Annotated in this window: 21 protein-coding genes and 2 tRNA genes; 14 read left to right on the top strand and 9 right to left on the bottom strand. The window is 72.2% G+C overall.

Translation table 11 applies throughout. The features are described from left to right. Positions 1–31: 31 nt before the first annotated feature. Positions 32–1,681, top strand: a complete 1,650-nt coding sequence (locus ABTX18_RS14080) for a long-chain fatty acid--CoA ligase (protein ID WP_352122966.1) — start codon at positions 32–34, stop codon at positions 1,679–1,681. 90 nt (positions 1,682–1,771) lie between these two features. On the opposite strand, the gene ABTX18_RS14085 is transcribed toward ABTX18_RS14080, so the two are convergent. Further along, entirely contained in the window at positions 1,772–6,073 is a 4,302-nt protein-coding gene (locus ABTX18_RS14085; RefSeq protein ID WP_352122967.1) for a PAS domain-containing protein, read from the bottom strand. Positions 6,074–6,284: 211 nt separating this feature from the next. Beyond that, on the bottom strand, positions 6,285–6,746 hold the full coding sequence (locus ABTX18_RS14090; protein WP_352122968.1) for an SSI family serine proteinase inhibitor: 462 nt from the start codon (positions 6,744–6,746) through the stop codon (positions 6,285–6,287). Positions 6,747–6,971: 225 nt separating this feature from the next. Here ABTX18_RS14090 and ABTX18_RS14095 point away from each other — a divergent pair. The 3 genes from ABTX18_RS14095 (at position 6,972) to ABTX18_RS14105 (ending at position 7,987) form a co-directional block, all read left to right on the top strand. Further along, positions 6,972–7,062 (top strand) — tRNA-Ser (locus ABTX18_RS14095). 208 nt (positions 7,063–7,270) lie between these two features. Beyond that, positions 7,271–7,343 (top strand) — tRNA-Arg (locus ABTX18_RS14100). A 230-nt stretch (positions 7,344–7,573) separates the two neighbouring features. Then, entirely contained in the window at positions 7,574–7,987 is a 414-nt protein-coding gene (locus ABTX18_RS14105; protein WP_352122969.1) for a hypothetical protein, read from the top strand. Between the two features lie 95 nt (positions 7,988–8,082). Here the strand turns inward: ABTX18_RS14105 and ABTX18_RS14110 are convergent, their stop codons facing one another. Continuing rightward, positions 8,083–8,520 (bottom strand): glutaredoxin domain-containing protein, encoded by a 438-nt coding sequence (locus ABTX18_RS14110; RefSeq protein WP_352122970.1) that lies wholly within the window; start codon positions 8,518–8,520, stop codon positions 8,083–8,085. 66 nt (positions 8,521–8,586) lie between these two features. After that, the gene (locus ABTX18_RS14115; RefSeq protein WP_352122971.1) at positions 8,587–9,057 is read right to left on the bottom strand and encodes a hypothetical protein; all 471 of its coding nucleotides are present in this window, start codon (positions 9,055–9,057) and stop codon (positions 8,587–8,589) included. Positions 9,058–9,249: 192 nt separating this feature from the next. Between ABTX18_RS14115 and ABTX18_RS14120 the strand changes: the two genes are divergently transcribed. The 3 genes from ABTX18_RS14120 (at position 9,250) to ABTX18_RS14130 (ending at position 11,392) form a co-directional block, all read left to right on the top strand. Continuing rightward, positions 9,250–9,570 carry a hypothetical protein gene (locus ABTX18_RS14120; protein WP_352122972.1) on the top strand — a complete coding sequence of 107 codons (321 nt, stop codon included), beginning with the start codon at positions 9,250–9,252 and terminating at the stop codon, positions 9,568–9,570. Positions 9,571–9,928: 358 nt separating this feature from the next. Next, on the top strand, positions 9,929–11,062 hold the full coding sequence (locus ABTX18_RS14125; protein WP_352122973.1) for a cell wall protein: 1,134 nt from the start codon (positions 9,929–9,931) through the stop codon (positions 11,060–11,062). Positions 11,063–11,119: 57 nt separating this feature from the next. Then, positions 11,120–11,392, top strand: a complete 273-nt coding sequence (locus ABTX18_RS14130) for a hypothetical protein (RefSeq protein ID WP_352122974.1) — start codon at positions 11,120–11,122, stop codon at positions 11,390–11,392. Between the two features lie 135 nt (positions 11,393–11,527). Here ABTX18_RS14130 and ABTX18_RS14135 read toward each other — a convergent pair whose 3' ends face one another. The 4 genes from ABTX18_RS14135 to ABTX18_RS14150 all read right to left on the bottom strand — a co-directional run bounded on the left by ABTX18_RS14135 (position 11,528) and on the right by ABTX18_RS14150 (position 16,268). Next, a complete protein-coding gene (locus ABTX18_RS14135; protein WP_352122975.1) occupies positions 11,528–12,736 on the bottom strand; it encodes an NAD(P)/FAD-dependent oxidoreductase in 1,209 nt (402 codons plus the stop codon). A 93-nt stretch (positions 12,737–12,829) separates the two neighbouring features. Beyond that, positions 12,830–13,774 (bottom strand): RNA polymerase sigma-70 factor, encoded by a 945-nt coding sequence (locus tag ABTX18_RS14140; protein ID WP_352122976.1) that lies wholly within the window; start codon positions 13,772–13,774, stop codon positions 12,830–12,832. Positions 13,775–13,835: 61 nt separating this feature from the next. Beyond that, entirely contained in the window at positions 13,836–14,816 is a 981-nt protein-coding gene (locus tag ABTX18_RS14145) for a tetratricopeptide repeat protein (protein ID WP_352122977.1), read from the bottom strand. A 54-nt stretch (positions 14,817–14,870) separates the two neighbouring features. Beyond that, positions 14,871–16,268, bottom strand: a complete 1,398-nt coding sequence (locus ABTX18_RS14150) for an FAD-binding oxidoreductase (RefSeq protein WP_352122978.1) — start codon at positions 16,266–16,268, stop codon at positions 14,871–14,873. Between the two features lie 138 nt (positions 16,269–16,406). Here ABTX18_RS14150 and ABTX18_RS14155 point away from each other — a divergent pair, with 138 nt between their 5' ends. The 6 genes from ABTX18_RS14155 to ABTX18_RS14180 all read left to right on the top strand — a co-directional run bounded on the left by ABTX18_RS14155 (position 16,407) and on the right by ABTX18_RS14180 (position 24,123). Beyond that, entirely contained in the window at positions 16,407–17,288 is an 882-nt protein-coding gene (locus tag ABTX18_RS14155; protein ID WP_352122979.1) for a DUF2797 domain-containing protein, read from the top strand. 35 nt (positions 17,289–17,323) lie between these two features. After that, positions 17,324–18,199 (top strand): amidohydrolase family protein, encoded by an 876-nt coding sequence (locus tag ABTX18_RS14160; RefSeq protein WP_352122980.1) that lies wholly within the window; start codon positions 17,324–17,326, stop codon positions 18,197–18,199. Positions 18,200–18,289: 90 nt separating this feature from the next. Continuing rightward, the gene (locus tag ABTX18_RS14165; protein WP_352122981.1) at positions 18,290–19,030 is read left to right on the top strand and encodes a response regulator transcription factor; all 741 of its coding nucleotides are present in this window, start codon (positions 18,290–18,292) and stop codon (positions 19,028–19,030) included. 43 nt (positions 19,031–19,073) lie between these two features. Next, positions 19,074–20,645: a HAMP domain-containing sensor histidine kinase gene (locus ABTX18_RS14170; RefSeq protein WP_352123096.1), complete on the top strand. Its 1,572-nt coding sequence runs from the start codon at positions 19,074–19,076 to the stop codon at positions 20,643–20,645. Between the two features lie 26 nt (positions 20,646–20,671). Next, positions 20,672–22,006 carry a bifunctional glycosyltransferase family 2/GtrA family protein gene (locus tag ABTX18_RS14175; RefSeq protein ID WP_352122982.1) on the top strand — a complete coding sequence of 445 codons (1,335 nt, stop codon included), beginning with the start codon at positions 20,672–20,674 and terminating at the stop codon, positions 22,004–22,006. Beyond that, a complete protein-coding gene (locus ABTX18_RS14180) occupies positions 22,003–24,123 on the top strand; it encodes an ArnT family glycosyltransferase (protein ID WP_352122983.1) in 2,121 nt (706 codons plus the stop codon). The genes ABTX18_RS14175 and ABTX18_RS14180 overlap by 4 nt, the downstream gene beginning before the upstream one ends. A 67-nt stretch (positions 24,124–24,190) precedes the next feature. On the opposite strand, the gene ABTX18_RS14185 is transcribed toward ABTX18_RS14180, so the two are convergent. Further along, positions 24,191–25,054, bottom strand: a complete 864-nt coding sequence (locus ABTX18_RS14185) for an endonuclease/exonuclease/phosphatase family protein (RefSeq protein ID WP_352122984.1) — start codon at positions 25,052–25,054, stop codon at positions 24,191–24,193. A gap of 131 nt (positions 25,055–25,185) precedes the next feature. On the opposite strand from ABTX18_RS14185, the gene ABTX18_RS14190 reads away from it, so the two are divergent. Continuing rightward, positions 25,186–26,709: an MFS transporter gene (locus ABTX18_RS14190; protein ID WP_352122985.1), complete on the top strand. Its 1,524-nt coding sequence runs from the start codon at positions 25,186–25,188 to the stop codon at positions 26,707–26,709. Positions 26,710–26,776 lie beyond the last annotated feature (67 nt).

Below are 26,776 nucleotides of genomic sequence, written 5' to 3' on the forward strand. Positions count from 1 at the left end.
ACTGCCGCGTAGCGCCCACCGGGAGGACGCCGTGCTCAGCACCATGCAGGACGTACCGCTGACTGTCACCCGCATCCTGACCCATGGGATGACCATCCACGGGAAGTCGCAGGTCACGACCTGGACCGGAGAGCCCGAGCCGCACCGGCGCAGCTTCGCCGAGATCGGCCGCCGGGCCACCCAGCTCGCCCACGCCCTGCACGACGAGCTCGGCATCGACGGGGACCAGCGCGTCGCGACACTGATGTGGAACAACTCGGAGCACGTGGAGGCGTACCTCGCCATCCCGTCGATGGGTGCCGTGCTCCACACGCTCAACCTCCGCCTTCCCGCCGAGCAGCTGGTCTGGATCGTCAGGCACGCCGACGACAAGGCCGTCATCGTCAACGGCTCCCTGCTGCCGCTCCTCGCCCCCCTGCTCCCCCAGCTGACGTCGCTGGAGCACGTGGTCGTGTCGGGCCCCGGTGACCGCTCCGTCCTGGACGGCGCCGCGGTGCGGGTGCACGACTACGAGGAGCTGATCGCCGGCCGCCCCACCAGCTACGACTGGCCCGAGCTGGACGAACGCCAGGCCGCCGCCATGTGCTACACCTCCGGCACCACCGGGGACCCCAAGGGCGTCGTCTACTCCCACCGCTCGATCTATCTGCACTCCATGCAGGTCAACATGGCCGAGTCGATGGGCCTGACGGACAAGGACACCACCCTGGTGGTCGTCCCCCAGTTCCATGTCAACGCCTGGGGGCTGCCACACGCCACGTTCATGGCCGGCGTCAACATGCTGATGCCCGACCGCTTCCTGCAGCCCGCCCCGCTTGCGGAGATGATCGAGCGCGAGCGGCCGACCCACGCCGCGGCCGTCCCCACCATCTGGCAGGGGCTGCTCGCCGAGGTCACGGCCAACCCGCGCGATCTCACCTCGATGGCCCGCGTCACGATCGGCGGCGCCGCCTGTCCGCCCTCGCTCATGGAGGCGTACGACAAGCTCGGCGTCCGCCTCTGTCACGCCTGGGGCATGACCGAGACCTCGCCGCTCGGCACGATGGCCAACCCGCCCGCCGGGCTGACCGAGGAGCAGGAGTGGCCGTACCGCATCACGCAGGGCCGCTTCCCGGCCGGCGTCGAGGCGCGTCTGGTCGGCCCCGCCGGGGAGCACCTGGAGTGGGACGGCGAGTCGGCCGGTGAGCTGGAGGTGCGCGGCGCCTGGATCGCCGGTGCCTACTACGGCGGCGCCGACGGCGAGGCGCTGCGGCCCGAGGACAAGTTCAGCGAGGACGGCTGGCTGAAGACCGGAGACGTCGGTGTGATCAGCCCCGACGGCTTCCTCACGCTCACGGACCGGGCCAAGGACGTCATCAAGTCCGGCGGCGAGTGGATCTCCAGCGTCGAGCTGGAGAACGCCCTGATGGCCCACCCGGACGTGGCCGAGGCCGCGGTCGTGGCCGTCCCGGATGACAAGTGGGGCGAGCGCCCGCTCGCGACCGTCGTGCTCAAGGAGGGCGCCACCGCCGACTACGAGGCGCTGAAGGCGTTCCTCGCCGAGTCGGGCATCGCGAAGTGGCAGCTGCCGGAGCGCTGGTCGGTCATCGCGTCCGTACCGAAGACGAGCGTGGGGAAGTTCGACAAGAAGGTCATCCGGAAGCAGTACGCGGCGGGCGAGCTGGACATCACCCAGCTCTGAACGGCGTACGGCTGATGTGAAGCGAGGGCGGTACGGGAGTGTGATCCCGTACCGCCCTCGTCGTCGTTTTCGTACTTTGCCGGCCTGCGGTCAGTTCGTGCCGATCTTCGCGAGCAGGTCGACGATGCGGGACTGCACCTCGTCGCTCGTCGAGCGTTCGGCCAGGAAGAGGACCGTCTCGCCGGAGCTGAGCATCGGCAGCTCCGAGTGGTTCATGTCGGCCGAGGTGTAGACGACCAGCGGGGTGCGGTTCAGCTGGCCGTTGGCGCGCAGCCAGTCGACGATCCCGGCGCGGCGACGGCGTACCTGCATCAGGTCCATCACCACCAGGTTCGGCCGCATCCGGGTCGCGAGCGCGACCGCTTCGCTGTCCGTCGCGGCACAGGCGACCTGCATGCCGCGCCGTTCCAGCGTCTGCGTCAGCGCGACCGCGATCTCCTCGTGCTCCTCGATCAGCAGGACGCGGGGCGGATGCTGTTCGCTGTCGCGCGGGGCGAGGGCTTTCAGGAGCACGGCCGGGTCGGCGCCGTACGCCGCCTCCCGCGAGGCCTGTCCCAGACCGGCGGTCACCAGGACCGGCACCTCTGCCGCCACCGCCGCCTGGCGCAGCGACTGCAGGGCCTTACGGGTGATGGGGCCGGTCAGCGGGTCCACGAAGAGCGCGGCGGGGAACGCCGCGATCTGCGCGTCGACCTCCTCGCGCGAGTGCACGATCACCGGGCGGTATCCGCGGTCGCTCAGCGCCTGCTGGGTGGAGACGTCGGGGGCGGGCCAGACGAGGAGCCGGCGCGGGTTGTCCAGCGGCTCCGGGGGCAGTTCGTCGTCGACGGGCTGCGGGGACGGACGGTTGGCGACCTCGACCGCGCCACCGGGGCCGTCGAGCGGCTCCGGTCCCTCGGCGGCGCCCTCGTCGGGCGCTCCTATGGCGTACGCGCGTCCTTCGGCCGCCGGCGCGGCGAGCAACTGCCCCGCACCTGACTGGCCCTGAATCGTGCCGCCCGTGCTTGCCGTGCCACCGGGGCCGGTCTGCGGGGCGGACGGTTGAGGCGTGGCGGTGGGCGGTGCGGCAGCGGCCGGTACGGCGGTGGCCGCGGGCGGCACCGCGCGCTCGGCACGGTCGCCCTCGGGCGGGGCGGCGAGCTTACGGCGACGCCCGGCACCGCCGGCGCCACCCAGCGTCTGGTTCTGCTGGTGCGCGAGGTGCTGGGCGAACGGCACGCCCTGCCCCAGCGTCCGCACGCTGAACGCACGCCCCTGCGTCGAGTCCGACCCGGCGGGCATGGGCGCCTCGGCCGGCAGCGGCTGCCGTCGCGCGTCCGGGCCGGGCGAAAGCCTCCGCGGGCGGCTTCCGTCGTGAGCGTTCGGGTCTGCGGGACCGGCCAGAGCCGCGGGACCGGCCAGAGCCGCGGGGCCGGCCAAGGCCGTCGGGCCGGCCGAATCCGTCGGGCCGGCCGGGCCGTCGTCGTTCTCGGATGCGGCGCCGCGGACGTGGCCGGCCATGGCCGTACCCGTGGCGTGCGTGGTCATTCCGGACTCGGGCAGGCCGGGGCCGTCGTCGGGCCCTTCCTGAGCGGCGGGGCCCTGACCCGACGCGTCGTCCGTCCCCCAGCCCCCCGGCTGTACGGGAGACGACGGCTGGTCGGACGGCGCGGCCGGCCCCTGCTGCGGAGGCTGGGGTGCGTCGGCGTGCCGGGCCCGGCGTCGCCCGGTCGGGACCGGGTGCGCCTGCGACGGGGTGTGGTCGTCGTCCGGTGCGCCGGACACCGCGTCGTGGCGCGCGACGTCATGGTGCCCGGGCAGCGACGCGTCCGCCTCACCGGCGGTGGGCTGCATCCGGTCGGCGTCCGCCGGCGGCAGCGCGAAGGGGACGCGCGGACCGGCCTCGGCCTGGGCGGCCCTGTCCTGGGCGGCCGACAGGGCGCGACGGGCGCGCCGACCGCTCGGCTGCTGCTGCTGCTGCGCCGGCGCGGGTCCCTGCGCCTCTCCACGCGTCTCCTCGGGGGCCGCGAGTCCGGGGGCCGCCTGCCCGGCGGCCGGAAGCGCCAGCTGGCTGTCGCCGCCCCGGTTCGCCCGGTGTCCGCCCGCCGGTACGGGCATCGGCATCGGCGCCTCGGCCGGAACACCCTGCGGCGGGACGGTCTGCCCGCGCTGCGGACGGCCACCGGCCCCCTGAGCACCCTCGGCGGCCGTCACCACGGACCCCTCCGAAGGCGCGGGCCCTGCGGACAGCGCGAGAGCCTGCCCCGGACCCTGCGGCCGGGCGCCCGCCGCCTCACCGTTCTCCGCGGGGCTGGGCCGTCCGCGCCTGCGCCCGGAACCGCCACCCTGCGGGCCCACGGCGTCGGGCGCGGGTACGGCTGCGGCCGCGGGCCCCCCGAAAGGCTCGGGCACGGCGGCAGAAGTTTCGACGGACTCCGGCGCGGGACCGCTTTCCGCCTCCCGGCGCGCACGCCGGCGCCCGGTCGGCTCGGCCACGCCCCCGGCTGCAAGCCCCGACTCCGCGCCTCCGAGCTCCCCCGTACCGTCGGACTCGCCCACCGGGCTGTCCAGGAACGCATCCGTGGAGCCCCTGCGCGCCCGGCGCCCCCGCCTCCCGCCCTCAGTGAGGGCGACATCGCCGGAAGCCCCGGCATCACCCGGACCCACAGGCGCCGACGAGAACACGGCCACCTCAGCAGCCACGCCCACCTCGGAAGCCATCGGCGGCATCGGCGGCGGCATCACGGTCCCCGCACCCGCGCCGAGCGGGACTTCGAGCACGTACGCGCTGCCGCTCATCCCGGCCATCTCGTGCGTCTGGAGCACACCGCCATGGGCGCGCACGATGCCGCGCACGATCGGCTCGTGCACCGGGTCTCCCCCGGCGAACGGCCCGCGCACCTCGATCCGTACGACGTCACCGCGCTGTGCAGCTGCCACGACGACCGTCGAGTCGACGTAACCGCCGCCCGGCACCAGCCGGGCCTTGCCGGTCGAGTCGACCCCGGCGACGTCCGCGACCAGGTGCGCGAGCGCGGTCACCAGCCGCCCCGCGTCGACCTCGGCCTCGATCGGCGGCGCGTGCACGGCGAACTGGGCCCGGCCCGGGCCGATCAGCTCGACCGCTGCGTCGATCCCCGCCGTCACCACGCCGTCGAGCAGCACGTTCGTCTTGACGAGCGCCTCGGAGCCGCCGTCCAGCCGCTGGTAGCTCAGCACGTTGTCGACGAGCGTCGTCATGCGCGCGTAGCCCGCGGCGAGGTGGTGCAGGACCTGGTTGGCCTCGGGCCACAGCTGGCCCCCGGGGTCGGCGGCGAGCGTGGACAGCTCGCCGCGAAGCTCCTGGAGCGGCCCGCGCAGGGACTCGCCGAGCACGGCGGTCAGCTGGGTGTGCCGGGCGGAGAGGTCCGCCAGCCGCTCGGCCTGCTCCTCCAGCTCGGAGGCGTACCGCTCGGTGCGGTCCGCGAGCTCGGCCGCGTGCTGGTCCGTCAGTGCGGTGAGCTCGGCGGCGTGCCGCTCGGTCAGCTCGGTGACCGCGGCGGTGTGGCTCGCGGTCAGCTCGGCGACCTCGGTCCTGCGCTGCTGGTCGAGCTCCTCGTACGGGCGGCGGTCGGTGAAGGTCATGACCGCGCCGACGAGCTGGTCGCCGTCGCGCACGGGCGCGGTGGTCAGGTCGACGGGCACCTGCGCCCCGCTCTTGGACCACAGCACCTGCCCGCGCACCCGGTGCTTGCGCCCCGACTTGAGGGTGTCGGCCAGCGGCGACTCCTCGTACGGGAACGGCTCACCCTCGGCCCGCGAGTGCAGGATCAGCGGATGCAGCTCCTGACCGCCCAGATCACTGGCGCGGAAGCCCAGGATCTGCGCGGCGGCGGGGTTCACGAGGACGACCCGGCCGTCCGTGTCGGTACCGACGACGCCCTCGGAGGCGGCCCGCAGGATCATCTCCGTCTGCCGCTGGGACCGGGCCAGCTCGGCCTCGGTGTCCACGGTGCCCGACAGATCGCGCACGACGAGCATCAGCAGCTCGTCACCCGTATAGCTGCCGCTGTACGTGTTCTGGGCGTCGGTGTACGCCGCCTGCCCGTCCTCCAGGCTGGCGCTCGTCACCTCGACGGGGTACTCGTTGCCGTCGGTCCGCCGCGCGGTCATCCGCGTGGGCTTGGTCCGGCCCCGCTCGTCCGCAGCCTCCGGCCTCCGCATCGACCCCGGGATCAGCTTGGAGTCGAACTCCGGCAGCAGATCGAGCAGTCCGCGACCGACGAGCGCGGTGCCCGGCGTCTCGAACATTTCGAGGGCGATGGTGTTGGCGTTGACGACCGTACCGTTGCAGTTGACGAGCAGAAGCCCGTCCGGAAGGGCGTCGAGTATGGCTGCGAGGCGAGCAGCGCCTCGAGATGGCCTGCTGCTCACGACGACGCTTCCTCCCTGATTACTGCACCTTGCCGACAGCGGGCCCCATCTTGCCCCTCGGGCCTCAGGCTGTCACTGAGGAGTCTAAAGGCTGGGGAGGGGCGAAGGACGGCGGATGAGGGGGAGCTCTCACCAAGGATCTGTACATACGGTGTACGACTCCGACCCGTTACGTGCTCCTCAGGCCGCCCCGGAACGGCGCAGCCGCAGCTCACCGCACGTTCGGGAGCACCGGCCGCAGGCTGTTCCAGCGCGAGATCTCGCATCCGTTGCTGCGCTCGAACGTGGAGTCGACGCTTCGCCCCTGCCACGTACCGGTGATCCGGGCGGTGGCCGCACTGCCGAACTGCTGGGTGCACATCGCGCTCCGGGACACCGGCGCGAACGGGTCAGCGCCCTCACCCGGCAGCTGCGCCAGCCGGTCGCAGGCCTGCTGCGCCACCGGGTGCGTGCCACCCGCCGGGTCGCACTCCAGCTCGTACCTGCCGTCGGCCTCGGGGTTCCCCGACCCGGAGACGATCACGGTGAGCCGCGTGCCCGCGTCGTCGTTCTGCAGCACCGGCAGCGGCAACAGAGGTAGCGGAAGGGGACCGGCCGCGGCCGTGGCCCCAGGTGCGGCGGCGGCGAGTGCGGCCAGCGACACGACGGCGGTGAGGGCGAGACGACGCATCATTGCGGGCTCCAGTGGTCGTGCGTGTCGCCGGCCCGAAGCCGGCGACGGACGGAATCGAAGGGCGGGTGCCCCGCATGACTAACGCTCCGCACGCCACGGCGTTGCGCAACCCGAGGCGCTTTGCCCTCGCGGCCGACTGCCTAGTACCGTAGCTATCGATTGGTGACGCGACGCTCGACTGTGTCATCATCTGCACGCACCACCCGCGCTCGCGTGGGGTGTGCTGGAGGCGTCGCCTAGTCCGGTCTATGGCGCCGCACTGCTAATGCGGTTTGGGTTTTAAAACCCATCGAGGGTTCAAATCCCTCCGCCTCCGCTTGATCACCGAAGCCCCGCGCCACTGGCGCGGGGCTTCGGTCGTTCCCGGGCGGGGACGGCCCGCAACGGGGCTGCGCGGGGGTGGCGCGAACCGGCGTTCTGGCAGCTCAGCGCGGGTGCGGCTAATGGATTTCGCGTCACGGCGCAGGTCATGTAATGTTGTTCTCGCAACGCCGACGGGGCAGAAAAAAGCCCGGGACGCACAAGCACTCGTAGCTTAACGGATAGAGCATCTGACTACGGATCAGAAGGTTGCAGGTTCGAATCCTGCCGAGTGCACAGCAGGTCAGAGGCCCTCAGGAGAAATCCTGAGGGCCTCTGACTTATGTCCTGACGTCAGTTGAGCGCGCCCGCCTTCGTGCCGATCGCCTGTCCAGCAGGCAGCGACCGTCACGCTGCGGGGGAGCGTTCCAAAAGCGTCCGCAGAATGTCATGACTCCGTCACCGCCGCGGCCTTGGTGTCACGCACCCCCCACCATGTCCCTACTTGAATCACGCCAGGGGGGACCATGCGCATCCGTGCCACCACTGCGGCCATCGCCGCCGTACTCGCCTTCGCCGCCGTCGGCTGCGACAGCGGCAGTGACAGCAACGCCGACACCACCAGGAGCAGCACACCCGAGGCGTCGAGCCATTCGGACGACAGTGGCACCGCCAAGGACACCGGCCTTCCGTCCGAGCCCACCGGCGCCGAGCGGGACGCCGTCCTCGCGGCGGTCAGGGACGTCAACAGCAACCTCACCCATGACGAGGACAAGGCCATCGACGCGGCTCGCAACCAGTGTGCGGCCCTCGACGGCGGCGCCGCGAACACGGACCACAGCGCAGCGCAGCGGTTCTCCTATGACGGCGTCACGCTGACCGATGACGATGGCAGCCACATCAACATCGGGCTGCGAAAGACGCTCTGTCCCGCATCCTGACGTTGCCGGCCCGGCGAGGTGGGCAGCTGTGGCCATCGGGGGGCCGGGCCATCGGGATGTCGCTGGACTGAGGCAGTGGAGCGGGCCGCTCCCGCTCACGGGGAAGACGGGAGTTGCTCGCGCACCCATGAAGGATCGGGGTTGGTGTGTGACTCGCCGGCCACGACGACGGTCGGCACGGTCTCATTGCCCCCGTTGGCTGCTCTCACCGCCGCCGCTCCGTCCGGGTCCTTCCAGATGTTGACCCAGTGCAACTGGCGGGCCCGGCGGCCCAACCGGCTGCGCAGCCGAAGGCAGTATGTGCAACCCGGACGCCAGTAGACGACCGGCCTGCCGTCGACCGCGCTGCGGCGTTGTGCCTCTTGCGCACTGACTGAACTCGGGAAGACCAGAGGCGAGTTCATGCCTGCGAGCAGGACGAACATCAGCAGGAGTGCGGCAGCTTCGCCGGGGCTCCCGCTGAGGGCCGTCCCGGTCGCGACGAGTAGGCCGCAGAGTGCAAACAGTGCCGGAAAGATCCAGGTGCGCATCATGATGGCGCAGGCTACCGGCGAGCTGACGGGTCCCGACAGCGTCGCTCCGGTGTGGCTCTTCCTCGCCTACGACGCCCTCTCTGGAAGTCCATGGTGATCAACGGCTACTTCTTCCTCGGCGCGGTGCTCCTCGTTCCGGCCACCGTGCTGTACCGCCGGAGTCGACGCGAAGCGAAGGTCACGTGACGAAGGGCAGTGCGCCGCGTGCACGGTGATCGTGCCGCCCGCCCCTGACCCTCCGTGGATCGTCACCCGTTCCTCGTCGCCGGCGGCGATCGGCTCGCCGCAGCGGTCGCACGTCATCGGGCACGCCTGCTCCTTGGGGCAGCCGTGACAGCTGCGAGGAAACCAGCGGACCACCGATCCGTGCGCCTCGGTCAGCTGCACACCGAGGTCGCGGACGGCCCCGGTGTGCAGGGCCGTGCCGCAGAAGACGCAGTGCACGCCCCGAACCTGCTGGGCGGAGAGCGTGATGACCGGAGGCAGCGTGACGAGCCGCCTGTCGGGCGGGGAGTCCGGGGTGGAAGGATGGCGCATGGTCGGTCTCCTGGTGATCTCAGGTTCTGACTGGCCCCGGCCGAGCGGAGGTGCGAACTCCGGGCCGGGGCCGTTCTGTTGCTACGGGACCGTTGGCCGGCCTCGCGAGAACGAAGTTAAACCCCAGGGTTGAATAACGTCAAGCCCGGGGTTTACAGTCGTGCTGGCCGCGCCGCAGGAGGGAGCGCGGGGATGGTGAATGACCCTGAGCAGATCCAGGAGGTGGAACGCCTGGTGGAAGCCATCGCGGCATTCAGGGACATCGAGGACGACGAGGCGTGCGCCTTGGCCGTGTCGCGGGCGTTGGAGGAGTGGCCCAGCTATCAGACGGGGCTCCGACAGCTTCGCCAGCAGCGTGTCAACGCCCTGAAGGAGCAAGGCAGGACGTGGAAGGACATCGGGCAGCTCCTCGGAGGCATCTCTGCGGCCCGCGCCCAGCAGATCGGCAAGGGCCAGAGCGGAGCGCAACGGCGCCGGGCCGACCGGGAAGCGCAAGGGCCCTCGGCCGAATAGCAGAACGGCCGAGCGGTGTAGAGACCGCCCGGCCGTAGTGACCAGCGGGTCATCACCCCGCCGATCCGAAATCCACCCATGTGAAGAGAAGGATTCGCGTTCGATCCTAGGCCCGGTACGCGCGTGGTGACCACTCCCACGCCCTGAGCCGTGCGAAACGGCTCCGCTTCCCCGACCTCCGCGGCCCCACCGGCCGCCCCTCACCCCACGGACTGTGATGCGCCACCCCACCGGCGCGGCTTCGTGCTGCGCTCCTCCGCCATGCCCGGATCCGGCATGGGCCCCCGTTCCCCGCCCCCTCCAGGAGCTCGACTCGACCGCCTCCCGGCGGGCTCGGCCGCGGGCGTGGTTGCGGGCGGTGGTGTGGCTCGTCGAGGCCGGACTGCATCTCCGGGCAGGGGCGACGACGTTGGCCGTCGCGCGGGATCTGGCCGGGCGGATGGACTTCCGGCTCGGGTTCGTCCTGTACGACCTGGAGGGCACCGCTGCCCGGTGTGGTGTGTCGGTGGCGACGGTGAAGCGGCATGTCCGGGTGTTACGGGAGTTGGGCGCACTGGTGTGGCAGCGGCACGGGTCGAAGCGGAACCTGCACCTGCCCGGGCGCCCGTACGCCGGTACGGCGACGGTCTACGCCGCCACGATTCCGGCCGCGTACGACTCGGCGATGGGCCACCGTCTGGAGGGATCGGGCTACGGGGCGCGCGTGTGCGGGGTGACGGGCGAGGGCCGGGACCGCGCGGTCGGGGCCGCGAAGGCGAGGGCGGTCGGGGCCGCGAAGGCGAGGGCCGGGGCTGTGGATAACGTGCCTGTGGACAACCGCGGTCCAGGCATGCGTGCGCCCCATTCTTCCGGGCCCCACCACGACGTACGCAAGGCTGCTGTGAGTGGGAAGTTGAACTACACCTCGCGCAGGCGCGCGCCATCCGACCGGGTGGCGCGGCGGTCTCCGCTCCAGGTCGCCCGGGACATCGTCGTCGCCCGCCAGGTGCGGCCGCTCGTCGCCTGGACCCAGCACGAAGGCCTGCGCCGCCTCGCGTACGCGCTGCGCCCGCTCATCGACCGTGGCCTCGACGCCCGCGACATCGCGGGGGAGCTGTGCGGCCTGGCTGCAGGATGGCGGCCGGTCCGCCCGGCGGCCTGGATCACCGTGGCCCTGGGACGGGACCGGGAGGAGGCTGTGGCCCATGGGCGTACGGGCCCTCCCGAGGCGTTCCGCCGCGCCCTGGCCGATACGCGGGGGCCGTGGGCCGTGGTGGGCGACGACAGCCCGTCGTACGGCATCGGAGGGCTGAGCCGTCACGAGGTCGTCCAGTTGCGATCGGCCGCCGCGGCGGACCCCGGGTTGGTGCTCGTCGCTCTGGAGAACCTCGGCGAGCGCGACGCCCGGCGGTTGTACACGAACCGGCTCGTGGACGAGGTGCTGCTGTACGAGTTCACCGGCGCGCGCCGGGGCGCTCGTACCGACGCTCGGGACGACCCCGGCCTCGTGTGATCGGAGTGCACGGCGAGAGAATCCGCCCAACACGACGACAGAGGCGAGGAAAAGCCCGTGAACAGACCGTCCCCCCGCAGCGCTACGGCTTTGTATGCGACCGCCGCGACCTGCGCCGTCATAGGTGTGCTGCTGTGGGTGCGCAGCCGGACCAGCGTGGCACCCCGCTTGTTCCTGCACGGTTCTTCCTCGGACGCCGACAGCCCCCTCCCGTCGGCCTGGCGGGTGTGGTCGCCGGCCCTGCCCGAGGAACGTCTTGGCATGTATCTCCTCGCGGCAGCGCTGGTGCTGGCGCTGGCGGGGCGCTTGGTTGCCACCTGGCGCGAATGACGCGAATGAACCGTGCCGGAGTGCTCTGCCCGGAGGCTGTGTCGGGCAGAGCGGTGCTGCCCGTGCGGAAAGAAGTACCGGGCACAGAAGCGCTGAGCCGCTGTGCCCGGCACGGACCCCGCACGCCGCCGTGGATCAGGCCTCGGCGTTGGCGACTGCGGTCACGCGGGGGTGCTGCTCGGACCGCACGACCGGGCGGCGGCGGGCCGGAGCGCCGAGGGTGGGGTGGGCGACGCCCCAGGCCGCGCCCTTGCAGACCAGTTCCTTGTAGACGGCGGCGAGCCGGCCGGTCAGGGCCGCGTTCTTGGCGCTGTCGTCGGCGGTGACGTACTGGATCAGGCCTTCCTTCCGTCCCAGCGAGATGCACTGGTTGAAGTACCGGATCGGGGTCTTCGGCACCTTCGTGCCGGTGAGGCGGGCCGCGATGGCGTCGGCGGCCTGCCAGGCGGTGGGGACGCCCGAGGCGCACGACATGCGCAGGGGCTTGTCGCCGGGGCCCGCGACCAGGGCGGCGTCGCCGATGGCGTACACGTCCGGGTGCGAGAGCGAGCGCATGGTCGCGTCGACCACGATCTGGCCGGTGCCGGAGACCTCCAGGGTGGTGGCCTCGGCGATCGGATGGACCGCGAAGCCGGTCGTCCACACGGTGGCCGCAGACGGGAGCGACGCGCCGTCGGAGGCGGTGACGCGGTCGGGCGTCACCTCGGTGACGGCGCTGTGCTCGTGGACGGTGATGCCGAGCCCGTCGAAGACCTTTCGCACGTGCTTGCGGCCCTTGGGCGAGAGCCAGTCGGCGAGCTCGCCGCGGGCGGCGAGGGCGACGTCGAGGTCCGGGCGGGCCTCCGCGATCTCGGTCGCGGCCTCCAGGCCGGTGAGGCCGCCGCCGACGACGACCACGGGCTGCCCGGCTGTCAGGGCTGCCAGGCGCTCGCGCAGGCGGAGTGCGCCCGAGCGGTCCGCGATCTCGTGGGCGTGCTCGTCGGCGCCGGGGACGCCCTGGGTGTTCCAGCCGCTGCCGAGGGCGTAGACGAGGGTGTCGTAGCCGAGTTCCTCCGCGCTCTCCGCGTCCGTCACGGTGACGGTCCTGCGGTCGGCGTCGATGCCGGTGACCTTCGCGTACTTCAGGGCGACGCCGGTGCCCGCGAACATCTCGCTGAAGGGCCGGGGCGTGAGCTCCTGGCCGACCGCGAGCTGGTGCATGCGGACGCGCTCGACGAAGTCGGGTTCGGCGTTGACGAGGGTGATGGCGACGTCTTCACGACGCAGCCGCTTGGCGAGGCGGCCGGCGGCGATGGCACCCGAGTATCCGGCTCCGAGGACGATGATGCGGTGCTGCTGCTGCATTTCCCTGCTCCTGTCTCGCGCGGTTTCGCCCCTTGAACCGGGCAGCCCGCGGTTTCCTGACAGGTGGAGAATGTGAGCCACGTCACACATGGGTCAGAAGGCGCTGAACAGGGGCTCTCCGTGGTCGGACGCCGCCCAGCGCCGGGTCGCGCGTTCGAGCTTGTCGGGGTTGACCTGGCTTCGGAACGCGGCGATGCCGTCCGCGGTGATCTCCGGACAGATGACGCCGATGACCCGGCCGTCGACGACCGCCAGCAGGGCGGAGGAGCCGTTGGCGCTGGTGGCGTAGATCTCGACTGTGCCGCCTGCGAGGGCGCGCTGGGCCTTGCCGGGCTTGAACAGCCCGCGCATGAACTTCGCGACCGCGAGCGCGCCCTCGAACGCCTTGGCGCGGGCCGGAACCTTGCCGCCACCGTCGCCGATCGCGACGGCATCCTCGGTGAGCAGCCGCACGAGGGGCTCGGTCCTGCCGCTCGTGGCGGCCGCGAGGAACTCCTCGACGATCCGGCGGGCGGTCGCGTCGTCGACCTCGGTACGGGCCCTGCCGTCCGCGATGTGCTTCTTGGCGCGGTGGAAGATCTGCTGGGCGGCGGCCTCGGTGAGGTCGAGGATCTCGGCGATCTCGCGGTGCGGATAGCCGAAGGCCTCCCGCAGCACGTACACCGCACGCTCGTTGGGGGACAGGCGCTCCATGAGGGTGAGGACGGCGTACGAGACGGAGTCGCGCTGCTCCACGGTGTCGGCGGGGCCGAGCATCGGGTCTCCGGCGAGCAGCGGCTCGGGCAGCCACTGGCCCACGTACATCTCGCGCCGGGACCGGGCCGAAGTGAGCTGGTTGAGGCACAGATTGGTGAGGACCTTCGTCAGCCAGGCCTCGGGGACCTCGATCCGGTCCACATCGGCGGCCTGCCAGCGCAGGAACGTGTCCTGCACCGCGTCCTCGGCCTCGCTCGCGGAGCCGAGGAGGCGGTAGGCGATGGCCTCCAGGCGCGGCCTGGCGGCCTCGAACCGCTCCACGTCCTGCACGGTCAGGTCCATGGCCCGGATCCTAACGCGCGGGGCGCGCCCGCTGGAGGGGCGCGGGCCCGGGCGGGCCGGTTCAGTCGCGAAGACGGCGGGCCTCGGCGACGAGGGCCGGGGACAGGCCGGGCCCCGCGCACGCGTAGTCGAGCAGCAGATTCCGGTAGGCCGTCTGCGACAGTTCCGGCGCCACGGTGATCAGGGCCCGCAGTTCTTCGGGCGACCCGGACAGGCGCGTGCGGTAGGCGGCGGACGCCGCGCGCAGGGAGACTTCCCGCGGTTCATGGCACAGGCCCTGTTCGGCCAGTCCGGCGGCTGCGGCGAAGTCGCCCTGCTCGGCGCGTATGTCCCCGAGGTCCAGGTAGAGCGACCAGTTGCCGGGGTCCAGGGTCAGGGCGTCCTCGAAGGCCGCCGCGGCCCGGTCGAGATCGCCCATGGCGCGCCAGGTGCTCGCCCGCGCCACGGCGGTCCACATCACCCGCTCGACGGCATCGGCGCGGTCGCACAGGGCGAAGGACTGCTCGTAGCGGCCACAGGCCCGTGGCAGCCGGGCCATGGCGGCAAGCGACTCCGGCACCGGACTCCGCCGCGAGACCGTGTCGATGGCGTGGAACCAGGGCGCGAACCGCCCGCGCATCTCGTCGCTGTCCAGGTCGTGCGCGTAGTCCAGGGTCCGCAGACACGCCTCGGCCAGTGCCTCCGCGCTCACCGTGTCGAGGAAGCGCTCGTCGCCGAACCACGGTGCGGCGGCCCACGAGACGCCGGGCCGTGCCCCCGTGACCGACCCCAGGGACATCGCCGCGTCGTCCATCTCCCCGCCGAGGAAGAAGAAGTAGGCCTGCGCCAGCACGGAGGGAAGGGACCCGTCCCCTTCGAGGCCGGCCTTCAGCTCCTGGCGCCGGTCCTGCCACAACTCGGCGAGGGCCGCATAGGGTTGCGGGGCAGCAGGCGCGGACGCCACGGATCCCACGAGCAGCTTCACCGCGCCCACCGGGTTTCCGCCGCAGTGCGCCAGGACGCCCGCGAGAGTGACGCCTGCTGCCACGGATTGATTCGACATGGCCGGAGAATAGCCGCAGGGGACCGTCTGCTGACGGCCCCGGGGGAGGCATCCTCACGCAGCGGCCGGCTGGATGTTCTGGTTGGCGCGGAAGAAGTTGTCCGGGTCGTACGTGCGCTTGACCGCGGCCAGGCGGTCGTAGGTCGCGCGGTACGACGACCGGACGCGGTCCGGGGCCTCGGCCTCGCCGAGGAAGTTGACGTAGGCGCCGCCCATGGAGTGGGGGTGCAGCTCGGTCCAGTAGTCGACGCACCACTGCCGGATCTGCTCGGCGTTGGCGGGGTCCGGATCGATGCCCGCGATGACGCCGGACCAGGTGGCGTCCCGGTAGGCCCAGGGTGTCGCGTCGGGGGCGACGCGGTGGGCGGCTCCGTCCACCGGGTACAGGTGCATCGTCGACAGGCCGGTGGGCAGGTTGCGGCCGTACTTCGCGTGCACCTCGACCGCCGCGTCGGAGATCGCGTCGAAGAAGTCACCGCGCCAGTACCACTGGAGTCCCTTGGGGATCAGGCCGTCGAACATGGTCTGGAGGGCGGGGTAGGGCATGGGGCTGGTGAAGTGGAAGGCCGGGGGCGCCGGGTCGTTGACCGCGGAGAGGGTGTCCTCCAGCCGGCCGGACGCCGGGTCGCCCGTGTAGCACCAGATGACGCCGCACATCTTCTGTCCGTGGATCGGCTCGGGGAAGGGCGGCCCCGGCGGCACGGTCAGCAGGGCGAAGAAGCCGTACAGGTCGTCCGGTGCGGCGGGCAGGAAGTCGCGGTACCAGCGCAGCACCTCGGCCGTGCGGTCCACCGGCCACACCGTCACCGCGACGCCGACCGTGTTCACCGGGTGCAGCCGGTACGTGAACGAGGTGACCACGCCGAAGTTGCCGCCGCCGCCCCGCAGCGCCCAGAACAGGTCGGGGTGCTCCGTCTCGGACGCGGTGACGAAGGTGCCGTCGGCCAGGACGACGTCCGCGGCGATCAGGCTGTCGATCGTGAGGCCGTGGGCGCGGGTCAGATAGCCGTGCCCGCCGCCCAGCGTGAGGCCGCCGACGCCCGTGGTCGACATGATTCCGGCCGGTACGCCGAGGCCGAAGGTGTGCGTCGCGTGGTCCAGGTCGCCAAGTTGCGCACCGCCGTCCACCTGCGCCGTTCCGGCCCCGGGATCGACGCGTACCGAGCGCATCGGGGAGAGGTCGAGGGTCAGCCCGTCCTCGATCAGGCACAGGCCGGGCCCGCTGTGTCCGCCGCCGCGTACGGCCAGGTCGAGCCCGGCGTCCTGGGCGTACGCGAGGGTGGCCCGCACGTCCGCCACGTCCGTGCAGCGGGCGATGGCGGCGGGGCGCCGGTCGATCATGGCGTTGTAGAGGCTGCGGCTCTCGTCGTAGTCCGAGTCACCCGGCGTGACGACATGCCCCCTCAAGGCCGAGCGCAGACTGTCGAGAGCAGTGCCGTCGATGCCGGTCATGGTCGAACACCTCGAAGGGTCCTGGTAGCGAGCCACGGTCCCTCCAGTGTGACGCCGATCACACCGCAGGGCGATGTGTGGGATCATCGCTGGTTCGCTGTCCGTCCGTATCCACGTCCACAGTCCGGGAGTTCACGCATGGAATGGCGGTGCACCGGCCTTCGCTGGCCCGACGAGCGGGGCGGGCCCGTGCTCGGGTGGCGGAAGGGCGCGCGGACGCGGGGGAGCGCTCTGGCGTACGGGAGAGAGCTCGGGTTCCGGGCCTCGGGGGTGCGGACGTGTGTCGGGGCGCGGGGGAACGCCTGCCCGGTGGCGGCCCCGGTCCCGGAGCGGAGTACGGGCGCGCGGTGCGCGGAGTGTGCGCGGCTGGACCGGGCACATTCGGTGGCGGCCGACACGATTCCGGACGACCCGCGGACGTACCGCGTGTACCTCGCCTGGTTCGGGGCCGGAATGGTGAAGGTCGGGATCACCGCCGAGGAGCGGGGAGCGGCCCGGCTGCGGGAGCAGGGTGCTGTGGTGTTCAGCTGGCTGGGGCGGGGACCCTTGATGGCGGCGCGACGGGCGGAGGAGGTGCTGCGGGCAGCGCTCGGGGTGCCGGACCGGATTCCGTACGCGCGCAAGCGGGCGGTGCGGCAGGACCTCCCGGAGCCGGCCGAGCGGGCCGCCGAGGTGGCGGAGCTGTACGGGCGGGCGGCGGCCCTCGACGGGCGCGGCTGGCCCGAGGCGCTGGAGCGGCTGCCGTTCGAGGCGGTCGACCATGCGGGGATCTTCGGGATTTCCTCGATGGACCCGCCGGTGCGGGCGGTGACCGGGCTCGTGGACGGGGGCGTGGTCGCCGGGCGGCTGGTGGCGGCCGCCGGGCCGGATCTGCATCTGGACGCGGGCGCGGACGGGATCGTCGTCGTGGACACCCGGCTGATGACCGGCTGGTCGCTGGCGGCGGCCGGTGCGGGGGCCGGGGTGAGCGTGCCGACCGTCGTCGTCGGGGGCGGCGCGTCGCAGGGCGGGCTGTTCTGAGATCGTCGGGTGCGATCGGACGAGGGGAGCGCCGGATGAGTGACGAACGCGATGACGTGGTGCGGTTCCATGAGCGGCTCGGGCTGCCCGGGATCATCGACGTACACACGCATTTCATGCCGGAACAGGTGCTGCGCAAGGTCTGGGCCTACTTCGACGCGGTCGGGCCGCTGACCGGGATGGAGTGGCCCATCACCTACCGGCACGACGAGGACGAGCGCCTCGCGCTGCTGCGTTCGTTCGGCGTGCTCCGGTTCACCTCGATGCTCTACCCGCACAAGGCGGGCATGGCGGCCTGGCTGAACGAGTGGGCGGCCGGGTTCGCCGGGCGGGTGCACGACTGTCTGCACACCGCGACCCTCTTCCCGGAGGAGGGCGTCGAGAAGTACGTGGCCGAGGCCGTCGGGGCGGGGGCGCGGGTCTTCAAGTCGCACCTCCAGGTCGGGGCGTACGACCCGAACGATCCGCTGCTGGAACCGGTGTGGGGGCTGCTCGCCGAGGCCGGTGTCCCCGTCGTGATGCACTGCGGGTCCGGGCCGGCGCCCGGCATCCACACCGGGCCGGAACCGGTCGGCCGGCTGCTGGCCCGCCACCCTCGGCTGCGGCTGGTCGTGGCGCACATGGGGATGCCGGAGTACGCGGAGTTCCTGACTCTCGCGGAGACGTACCGGGAGGTCCGGCTCGATACGACGATGGCGTTCACCGACTTCAGCGAGGGCTTCACGCCCTTCCCGGCGGCCGAACGCGGGCGGCTCGTGGCGCTCGGGGACCGGATCCTGCTGGGGACGGACTTCCCGAACATTCCGTACCCGTACGCCCACCAGTTGCACGCCCTGGAGCGGCTGGGGCTCGGGGACGACTGGTTGCGCGCGGTCTGCCACGACAACGCGAAGGCGCTGTTCGACTGCTGAGTCGGCCGTACCAAGCCGCCCGCACGCTTTCTCAGGGAATTCACAGACTCGGGAAAGAACTCTCTCAGGGGCGTCTCGGAGGGTGGCCCCATGACGACGACGACCTCGCCCCAGGGGCGTACCGAACTGCTCAGGCCGGACCGGACGCCCGTCCGGGTCCTGGTCGTGGACGACGAGGCCCCGCTGGCCGAACTCCTCTCCATGGCGCTTCGCTACGAGGGCTGGGAGGTCCGCAGCGCGGGGGACGGCGCCGGCGCCCTGCGCACGGCACGGGAGTTCCGGCCCGACGCGGTGATCCTCGACGTGATGCTGCCCGACACGGACGGCCTCGCCGTGCTCGGCCGGCTGCGCCGGGAGCTGTCCGATGTGCCCGTGCTGTTCCTGACCGCCCGGGACTCCGTGGAGGACCGGATCGCCGGGCTCACGGCGGGCGGCGACGACTACGTCACCAAGCCGTTCTCCCTGGAGGAGGTCGTCGCCCGGCTGCGCGGGCTGATCCGGCGCTCCGGCACGGCGGCGGTACGCAGCGAGTCGACGCTCGTCGTCGGCGACCTGATGCTGGACGAGGACAGCCACGAGGTGAGCCGGGGCGGCGCGAACATCCACCTCACCGCGACCGAGTTCGAGCTCCTGCGCTTCCTGATGCGCAATCCGCGCCGGGTACTGAGCAAGGCGCAGATACTGGACCGGGTCTGGAACTACGACTTCGGGGGCCAGGCCAACGTCGTCGAGCTCTACATCTCGTACCTGCGCAAGAAGATCGACGCCGGACGCTCGCCGATGATCCACACCCGGCGCGGGGCCGGGTATCTCATCAAGCCCGGTGAGTAGGCGCGTGCGCCGGTCGCGGGGGACGGGCGGCCGCGTGAGACGGCTGGGGAAGGGGCCGTGGACGCTGCGGACCCGGCTCGTCGTCTCCGCCGTCTCGCTGATCGCCGTGGTCGCGGCCGTGATCGGCACGGTCACCGCCATCGCCTTCCACACCTACATGTACGGGAAGCTGGACGGCCAGCTCCGCGACATCGCGGTCCGGGCAGAGCGGATGCCGGGTGCGCCCGTTCCCGGCGGGCCCAAGGACGGCCAGGACGGGGAGCCGCTCCGCTTCATCGGGATGGGCGGCCAGCCGCTCAAGACGTTCGGCGCGCTGTACGAACACGGCGAGGTCACCGATTCGGTGCTCGTGAAGGACGGCGGGCCCGACGCGACGGAGAACACCGCACCGCTGACCGCCGCGCAGGAGGCCGCCCTGGAGGCGGCCCGGGTCCCCGCGGACCGCGAGGCGCACGACGTCGAGCTGCCGGGCCTCGGCGGCTACCGGGTCAGGGTCACCGCCCCCGCGAGCGACGGCACGACCGTCCTCGTCGGCATCCCCACCACCGAGGTGAGCCGGGCCCTCACCACGCTCGTCCTCGTCGAGGTCTGCGTCACCGGCGCCGGGCTGATCGCCGCCGGGATCGCGGGCGCCGCCATGGTCGGCGTCGCCCTGCGGCCGCTGCGCCGCGTCGTCGCCACCGCCACGCGCGTATCCGAACTCCCGCTGCACAGCGGCGAGGTGGCACTCTTCGAACGCGTCCCGGACGCCGAGGCGGATCCGCGCACCGAGGTCGGCCAGGTCGGCGCGGCCCTCAACCGCATGCTGGGACACGTCGGTTCGGCCCTGGACGCGCGCCAGAAGAGCGAGATGCGGGTACGCCAGTTCGTCGCCGACGCCAGCCACGAGCTGCGCACCCCGCTGGCCTCGATTCGCGGGTACGCCGAACTCACCCGCCGCGGACGGGAGAACACCGGCCCCGACACCCGGCACGCACTCGGGCGGATCGAGTCCGAGGCGCAGCGCATGACGGGCATGGTCGAGGATCTGCTGCTGCTCGCCCGGCTGGACGCCGGCCGGCCGCTCAGTTACGAGAGCACCGATCTCTCCCCGCTCGTCGTCGACGCGGTGAGCGACGCACGCGTCACGGGGCGCGCCGCCGCCGGGGACGGGTCCGGGCCCGCTCATCACTGGCGGCTGGAGCTGCCCGAGGCGCCCGCGACCGTACGCGCCGACCCGACCAGGATCCAGCAGGTCCTGGTCAACCTGCTGGCCAACGCCCGTACGCACACCCCGCCCGGGACCACGGTCACGGCCAGGGTGCTCGCGGAGGCCGGGAACCCCTGGGTGACCCTGGAGGTCCGGGACAACGGTCCGGGCATCTCCCCCGAGCTGCTGCCGCACGTCTTCGAGCGGTTCGCGCGCGGGGACGCGTCGCGCTCCCGGCACGCCGGGTCGACGGGGCTCGGGCTCGCGATCGTGCAGGCCGTCACCACCGCGCACGGCGGGGTCGCCGAGGTGCGTTCGGTGCCGGGCGACACGGTGTTCGCCGTCCATCTGCCGGCGGACGGCATCTCGCCGGTGGCGGCCGGTCCGTACTCACAGCCGGACCACAGGCTCACCACACGGGTGTGACAGCGCGGTTGGCGAGTGTCGGTGTCATGCGAACCGACACTCCCTGGAGCACCTTGCCGGCCCGGGACCACCTCCTGGCCGGCGCGGGCGACGCGGCAGGCGCCCCCGTACTCGATGTGGTGGTCCCCGTCTACAACGAGGAGAAGGACCTGGAGCCGTGCGTGCTGCGGCTGCACGACCATCTGGCCCGCACCTTCCCCTACGCCTTCCGGATCACCGTCGCGGACAACGCGAGCACCGACCGGACGCCCGAAGTGGCGCAGCGGCTCGCCCGCTCGCTGCCCCGGGTGCGCGCGTACCGGCTGGAGGAGAAGGGCCGCGGGCGGGCGCTGCGCACCGTCTGGTCGCACTCGGACGCCCCGGTCCTCGCCTATATGGACGTGGACCTGTCCACCGACCTCAACGCGCTGCTCCCGCTGGTCGCGCCGCTGATCTCCGGGCATTCGGACCTGGCCATCGGCTCGCGGCTGGCACGCAGTTCGCGGGTGGTGAGGGGGACGAAGCGGGAGTTCATCTCGCGGGCGTACAACATCATCCTGCGTTCGTCGCTGGCCGCCCGGTTCAGCGACGCGCAGTGCGGGTTCAAGGCGATCCGGCGGGAGGTCGCGCAGCGGCTGCTGCCGATGGTCGAGGACACGGGGTGGTTCTTCGACACCGAGATGCTGGTGCTCGCCGAGCGGGCCGGGCTGCGCATCCACGAGGTGCCGGTCGACTGGGTCGACGACCCGGACACGACCGTCCACATCGTGCGGACCGCCACCGAGGACCTGAAGGGCGTGTGGCGGGTGGGGCGTGCGCTGGCCGTCGGCGCGCTGCCACTGGACCGTCTGGCACGGCCCTTCGGCGACGACCCGCGCGACCGCGGGATCGGCGGGGTGCCGGGCGGACTGGCCCGGCAACTGGTCGGCTTCTGCGTCGTGGGAGCCCTTTCGACGCTCTGCTACCTCCTTCTGTACTCCCTCTTCCGGCAGGGCGCCGGCCCGCAGATCGCCAACGGCGGCGCGCTGCTGGTGTCGGCCGTCGCCAACACGGCAGCCAACCGGAGGCTCACCTTCGGGGTACGCGGCCGGGGCGGGGCCGTACGCCACCAGGCGCAGGGCCTGGTGGTCTTCGCCATCGGTCTTGCCCTCACCAGCGGTTCGCTGGCCGCCCTGGGGGCGGCGTCGGGTTCGCCCTCGCACGGCACCGAACTCGCCGTGCTGATCGCGGCCAACCTCGCGGCGACGGTGCTGCGGTTCCTGCTCTTCCGCGCCTGGGTCTTCCCGGACCGCGACCGCGGCGGTGACATGCCCCGCCCCGCCGCCGTCCCGGCGGACAGCCCGGCCGATCACACCCACCACGAACTGAGGAACGTCCGATGACCACGCTCGACCACCTCCCGGCCCCGCCCCAGAGCGTGGCGGCCCCCGCACGCCCCGGCCCCTCGCTGCCGCACCGCGTGTGGCGCGGCCGGCCCGAGGACCCCCGCTGGGTGCGCCCGGCCTTCCTCGCCACGCTGCTGGTCATCACGCTGGCGTACCTGTGGAACCTCAGCGCCTCCGGCTACGCCAACTCCTTCTACTCCGCGGCCGTGCAGGCCGGCAGCCAGAGCTGGAAGGCCTTCTTCTTCGGCTCGCTCGACTCGGCCAACGCCATCACCGTCGACAAGCCCCCGGCCACCCTCTGGCCGATGGCCCTGTCGGTGCGGATCCTCGGCCTGAGCTCCTGGGCGATCCTGGCCCCGCAGGTCCTGATGGGTGCGGCGACGGCCGGGGTGCTCTACGCCTCCGTACGCCGCCGGTTCAGCGCCGCCGCCGGGCTGATCACCATGGCGGTGTTCGCGCTCACGCCCGTCGCCGCGCTGATGTTCCGCTTCAACAACCCGGACGCGCTGCTCGCGCTGCTGATGACGGTCACCGTCTACTGCGTGCTGCGCGCGATGGAGAGCGGCCGCACGAAGTGGCTGGTCTGGGCGGGCGTGGCGGTCGGTCTGGCCTTCCTGTCGAAGACCTTGCAGGCGTTCCTGATCCTGCCGCCGCTCGCGGTGCTGTACGCGGTGTTCGCGCCGGTCTCCGTACGCAAGAGGTTCGGCCAGCTGGGCCTGGCGGCGCTGGCGATGGTGGTGGCCGGCGGCTGGTGGGTGGCGGTCGTCGAACTGTGGCCCGCCTCCTCGCGTCCGTACATCGGCGGCTCGCAGAACAACTCGTTCCTGGAGCTGACCTTCGGCTACAACGGGCTCGGCCGGATCAACGGCGAGGAGACCGGCAGCGTCGGCGGTGGCGGTGGCGGAGGCGGAGGCGGCGGTGGTGGCGGTCAGTGGGGCGAGACCGGCATCGGCCGGATGTTCAACTCCGAGATCGGCAGCCAGATCTCCTGGCTGCTGCCCGCCGCACTGATCCTGCTGGCCGCGGGCATCTGGCTGACGTGGCGGGCGCAGCGGACGGATACGGCCCGGGCGGCCTTCCTGGCCTGGGGCAGTTCGCTGCTGATGACCGCGGCCGTCTTCAGCTTCATGGCCGGCATCTTCCACCAGTACTACACGGTGGCCCTGGCCCCCTACCTCGCGGCGCTGATCGGCATGGGTGCCACGGTGCTGTGGGAGGAGCGGTCGCGCTGGTGGGCGGGCGCCGCGCTCGCGGTCACGGTGGGCGTGACGGCGTACTGGTCGTACGTGCTGCTGGGGCGGACCCCGGACTACCAGCCGTGGCTGCGGCCGACGGTGCTCGGCACGGGGATCGCCGGTGCGCTCGGCCTGCTGCTCGTGTCCCGGCTGGGGCGCCAACTGGCGCTCGCCGCCGTGGGGCTGGGCTTCGTCGCGTCCCTGGCGGGGCCGGTCTCGTACACCGTGAGCACGCTGAACACCGGGCACCAGGGCTCGATCGTCACAGCGGGACCGTCCTCCGGCGGGATGGGCGGCCCCGGCGGTGGTGGCGGCGGCCGTGGCCCCGGTGGCGGCGGGATGCAGCCTCCCGGGCAGGGCAACCGGCAGGGCAACCAGCAGGGCGGCGGCATGGGCCGGCCCCCGACCGGGACCCCGCAGGGCCAGGGCCAGGGCTGGAAGCAGGGCGCCGCCGGCACCGGCGCCATGCCCGGCATGGGCGAGCGCGCCGGTGGGGGCGGCGGCATGGGCGGACTGCTCAACGGCGCGTCCGTCGGCGCCGAGGCCAGGAAGCTCCTGGAGATGAACGCCGACGACTACACCTGGGCCGCGGCGGCCATCGGCTCGCAGAACGCAGCGAGCTACCAGCTCGCCACCGGCGACCCGGTGATGGCGATCGGCGGATTCAACGGAAGCGACCCGTCCCCGACGCTCTCCCAGTTCAAGAAGTACGTCGAGGACGGCCGGATCCACTACTTCATCTCCGGCGGCCAGGGCGGCGGCGGCATGGGCGGCAGCGGAAGCGCGTCGCAGATCTCCTCGTGGGTGGAGGAGAACTTCAAGGAGGTCACGGCCGGCAGCGCGACCTTCTACGACCTGACCCAGCCGAAGACCGGCTGACCAGTGAAGACCGGCTGACAGCCGAAGACCGGCTGACCAGTGAAGAGCGGCTGACCGACGCCGGGGCTCAGCGCCTCAGCAGCAGGTTTGCGACGACAGGGCGGTGGTCCGAGGCGAGTGTCCCGGCCACCGCCGCGTCGCGTACCCGCACGGTGTCCTTCGAGACCGCCACGTAGTCGATCCGCTTCACCGGGTTCAGCGCCGGGTAGGTCGGCCCGCCCGGCTCGGCGTCCTCGAGGGTCTCCCACAGCGGGGCCAGCTCCGGCGCGGTGGGCTCCGCGTTGAAGTCGCCGAGCAGGATCTGGTGCACCGGCCGCCCCTCGGCCGCCTGGTCCTCCGCCATGATCCGGCGGGTGTCGGCCACCTGGGCGGTCCGTACGGACGGGTCGCCCCGGTAGTCGAGGTGCGTCGCGTACACGTGCACGGGGACCCCCTTCACCCGGAGCACCACTTCGCCGAAGCCTGGGGCGGGTGCCGGGACCGGGTTCGGGTCCTGGGTGGAGAGCCGGGTGATGTCGTGGTTCTCCGCGCTCACGATCCGGTGCCGGGACAGCACCGCCACGCCGAACTCGCGCCTCGGGGCGCCCGGCGTCACCGGATCGAGGCTGTAGATCGGGGCGAACGACACCTGCATGTCCAGCCGTTCGGCCAGCTCGGCCGCCAGATCACGGCCCTGACTGCGGTCGCCCCAGTGGACGTCGACCTCCTGGAGCCCGATCACATCCGCGTCCAGCGAGCGGAGCTCGGCCACCTGCCGGTCGAGATCGAAGACGTTGTCCATGCCGGCGCCCGCATGGATGTTGTACGTGACGACGCGGAGCGGCACCAGCTGCCCCCGACCGTGCCCCGCGGCCGCCGCGGGAGGCGCGAGCGCCGCCCCCAACAGCCCGGCAACCAGCAGGACTTCCACCGTACGACGACGCAGTGACATACCACTCCAGCCCTTGTCGGATCAGCGACCGGAAACGTACCGCGCGAAAGTCGGTTGTAGGTGTACCCGGCACAGCTATACGGTGTACGTCTCATCCCCCGTACACCGTATAAGACCGCTTGGGAGTCCGTATGACGGCGACCTCCGCCGAGCCGAACCGCCTCTCGGCGCCGAGTCATCCGCAACGCTGGCTGATCCTCGGCGTCATCTGCCTCGCCCAGCTCACCGTGCTGCTCGACAACACCGTCCTCAACGTCGCGATCCCCTCCCTCACCCGGGAACTGGACGCCTCCACCGCCGATGTGCAGTGGATGATCAACGCCTATTCGCTCGTCCAGTCGGGACTGCTGCTGACCGCGGGCAGCTCGGCGGACCGCTACGGGCGCAAGAAGATGCTGATCGCCGGGCTCGCCCTGTTCGGGATCGGCTCCCTGGTGGCCGGGCTCGCCCAGTCGTCCGCGCAGCTGATCGCCGCCCGCGCCGGCATGGGCATCGGCGGAGCGCTGCTGATGACCACGACCCTTGCCGTCGTCGTGCAGATCTTCGACGCCACCGAGCGGGTGAAGGCCATCGGCATCTGGTCGACCGTCAGCTCGCTCGGTTTCGCCGTCGGACCGCTGATCGGCGGGGTCATGCTCGACCACTTCTGGTGGGGCGCGATCTTCCTGATCAACATCCCCGTCGCGGTGATCGGCCTGGTGGCCGTGGCGCGGCTGGTCCCCGAGTCGAAGAACCCGAGCGGCGAGCGCCCCGATCTGCTCGGCGCGCTGCTCTCCACCATCGGCATGGCCGCGGTCGTGTACGCGATCATCTCCGGCCCGGGACAGGGCTGGACGTCGGGCCGGGTGCTGCTCACCGCCTTCATCGGCGTGGCCGTCCTCACCGGCTTCGTGCTGTGGGAGCTGCACATCCCCTACCCGATGCTGGACATGCACTTCTTCCGCAACCAGCGGTTCATCGGCGCGGTCGCGGGCGCGATCCTGGTCGCGTTCGGCATGGGCGGCTCGCTCTTCCTGCTCACCCAGCAGCTCCAGTTCGTGCTCGGTTACGGTCCGCTGGAGGCCGGCCTGCGCACGGCGCCGCTGGCACTCAGCGTCGTCGCGCTCAACCTCACCGGGCTCGGCGCTCGGATGGTGCCCAAGCTCGGCACGCCTGTCACCATCGCCTCCGGGATGGGGCTGCTCGCCGCGGGACTGGGCGCGATCGCGCTGCTGGGCGGAGACGGCTACGGCGGGACGCTCCTCGGCCTGGTCGTGATGGGTGCGGGCATCGCGCTCGCCATGCCCGCCATGGCCAACGCGATCATGAGCGCGATCCCGCCCGAGAAGGCCGGTGTCGGCGCGGGCGTCAACGGCACCCTCGCCGAATGCGGCAACGGCCTCGGAGTCGCGGTCCTCGGCGCGGTCCTGAACTCCCGGTTCGCGGCGCTCGTCCCGTCCGCCGTCGGCGCGGCCTCGCTGCCCGCCGCCCTGGCCGCCGCCAGCGGGGAGGGGGAGCGGCAGCGGATCACGGACGCGTTCTCCTCGGGGCTCGAGACCAGCATGCTGGTCGGGGCCGTGGCCGTGCTGGCCGGCGGACTGCTGGCCGCGGTGCTGCTGCGCCGGGCCGAGCGAGGAGAATCGGAGCGGGCTCAACCGGCCGCGGCAGCGGCATAGCATCAGGCGGGGCCTGCCGGACCGTACCGCTCCGCTTACGGGGCAGGCGGTACGCAACCGGTGGGCC

Origin of the sequence: Streptomyces sp. NPDC096323, from assembly GCF_040302845.1 — a bacterium.
Lineage (GTDB): Bacteria > Actinomycetota > Actinomycetes > Streptomycetales > Streptomycetaceae > Streptomyces.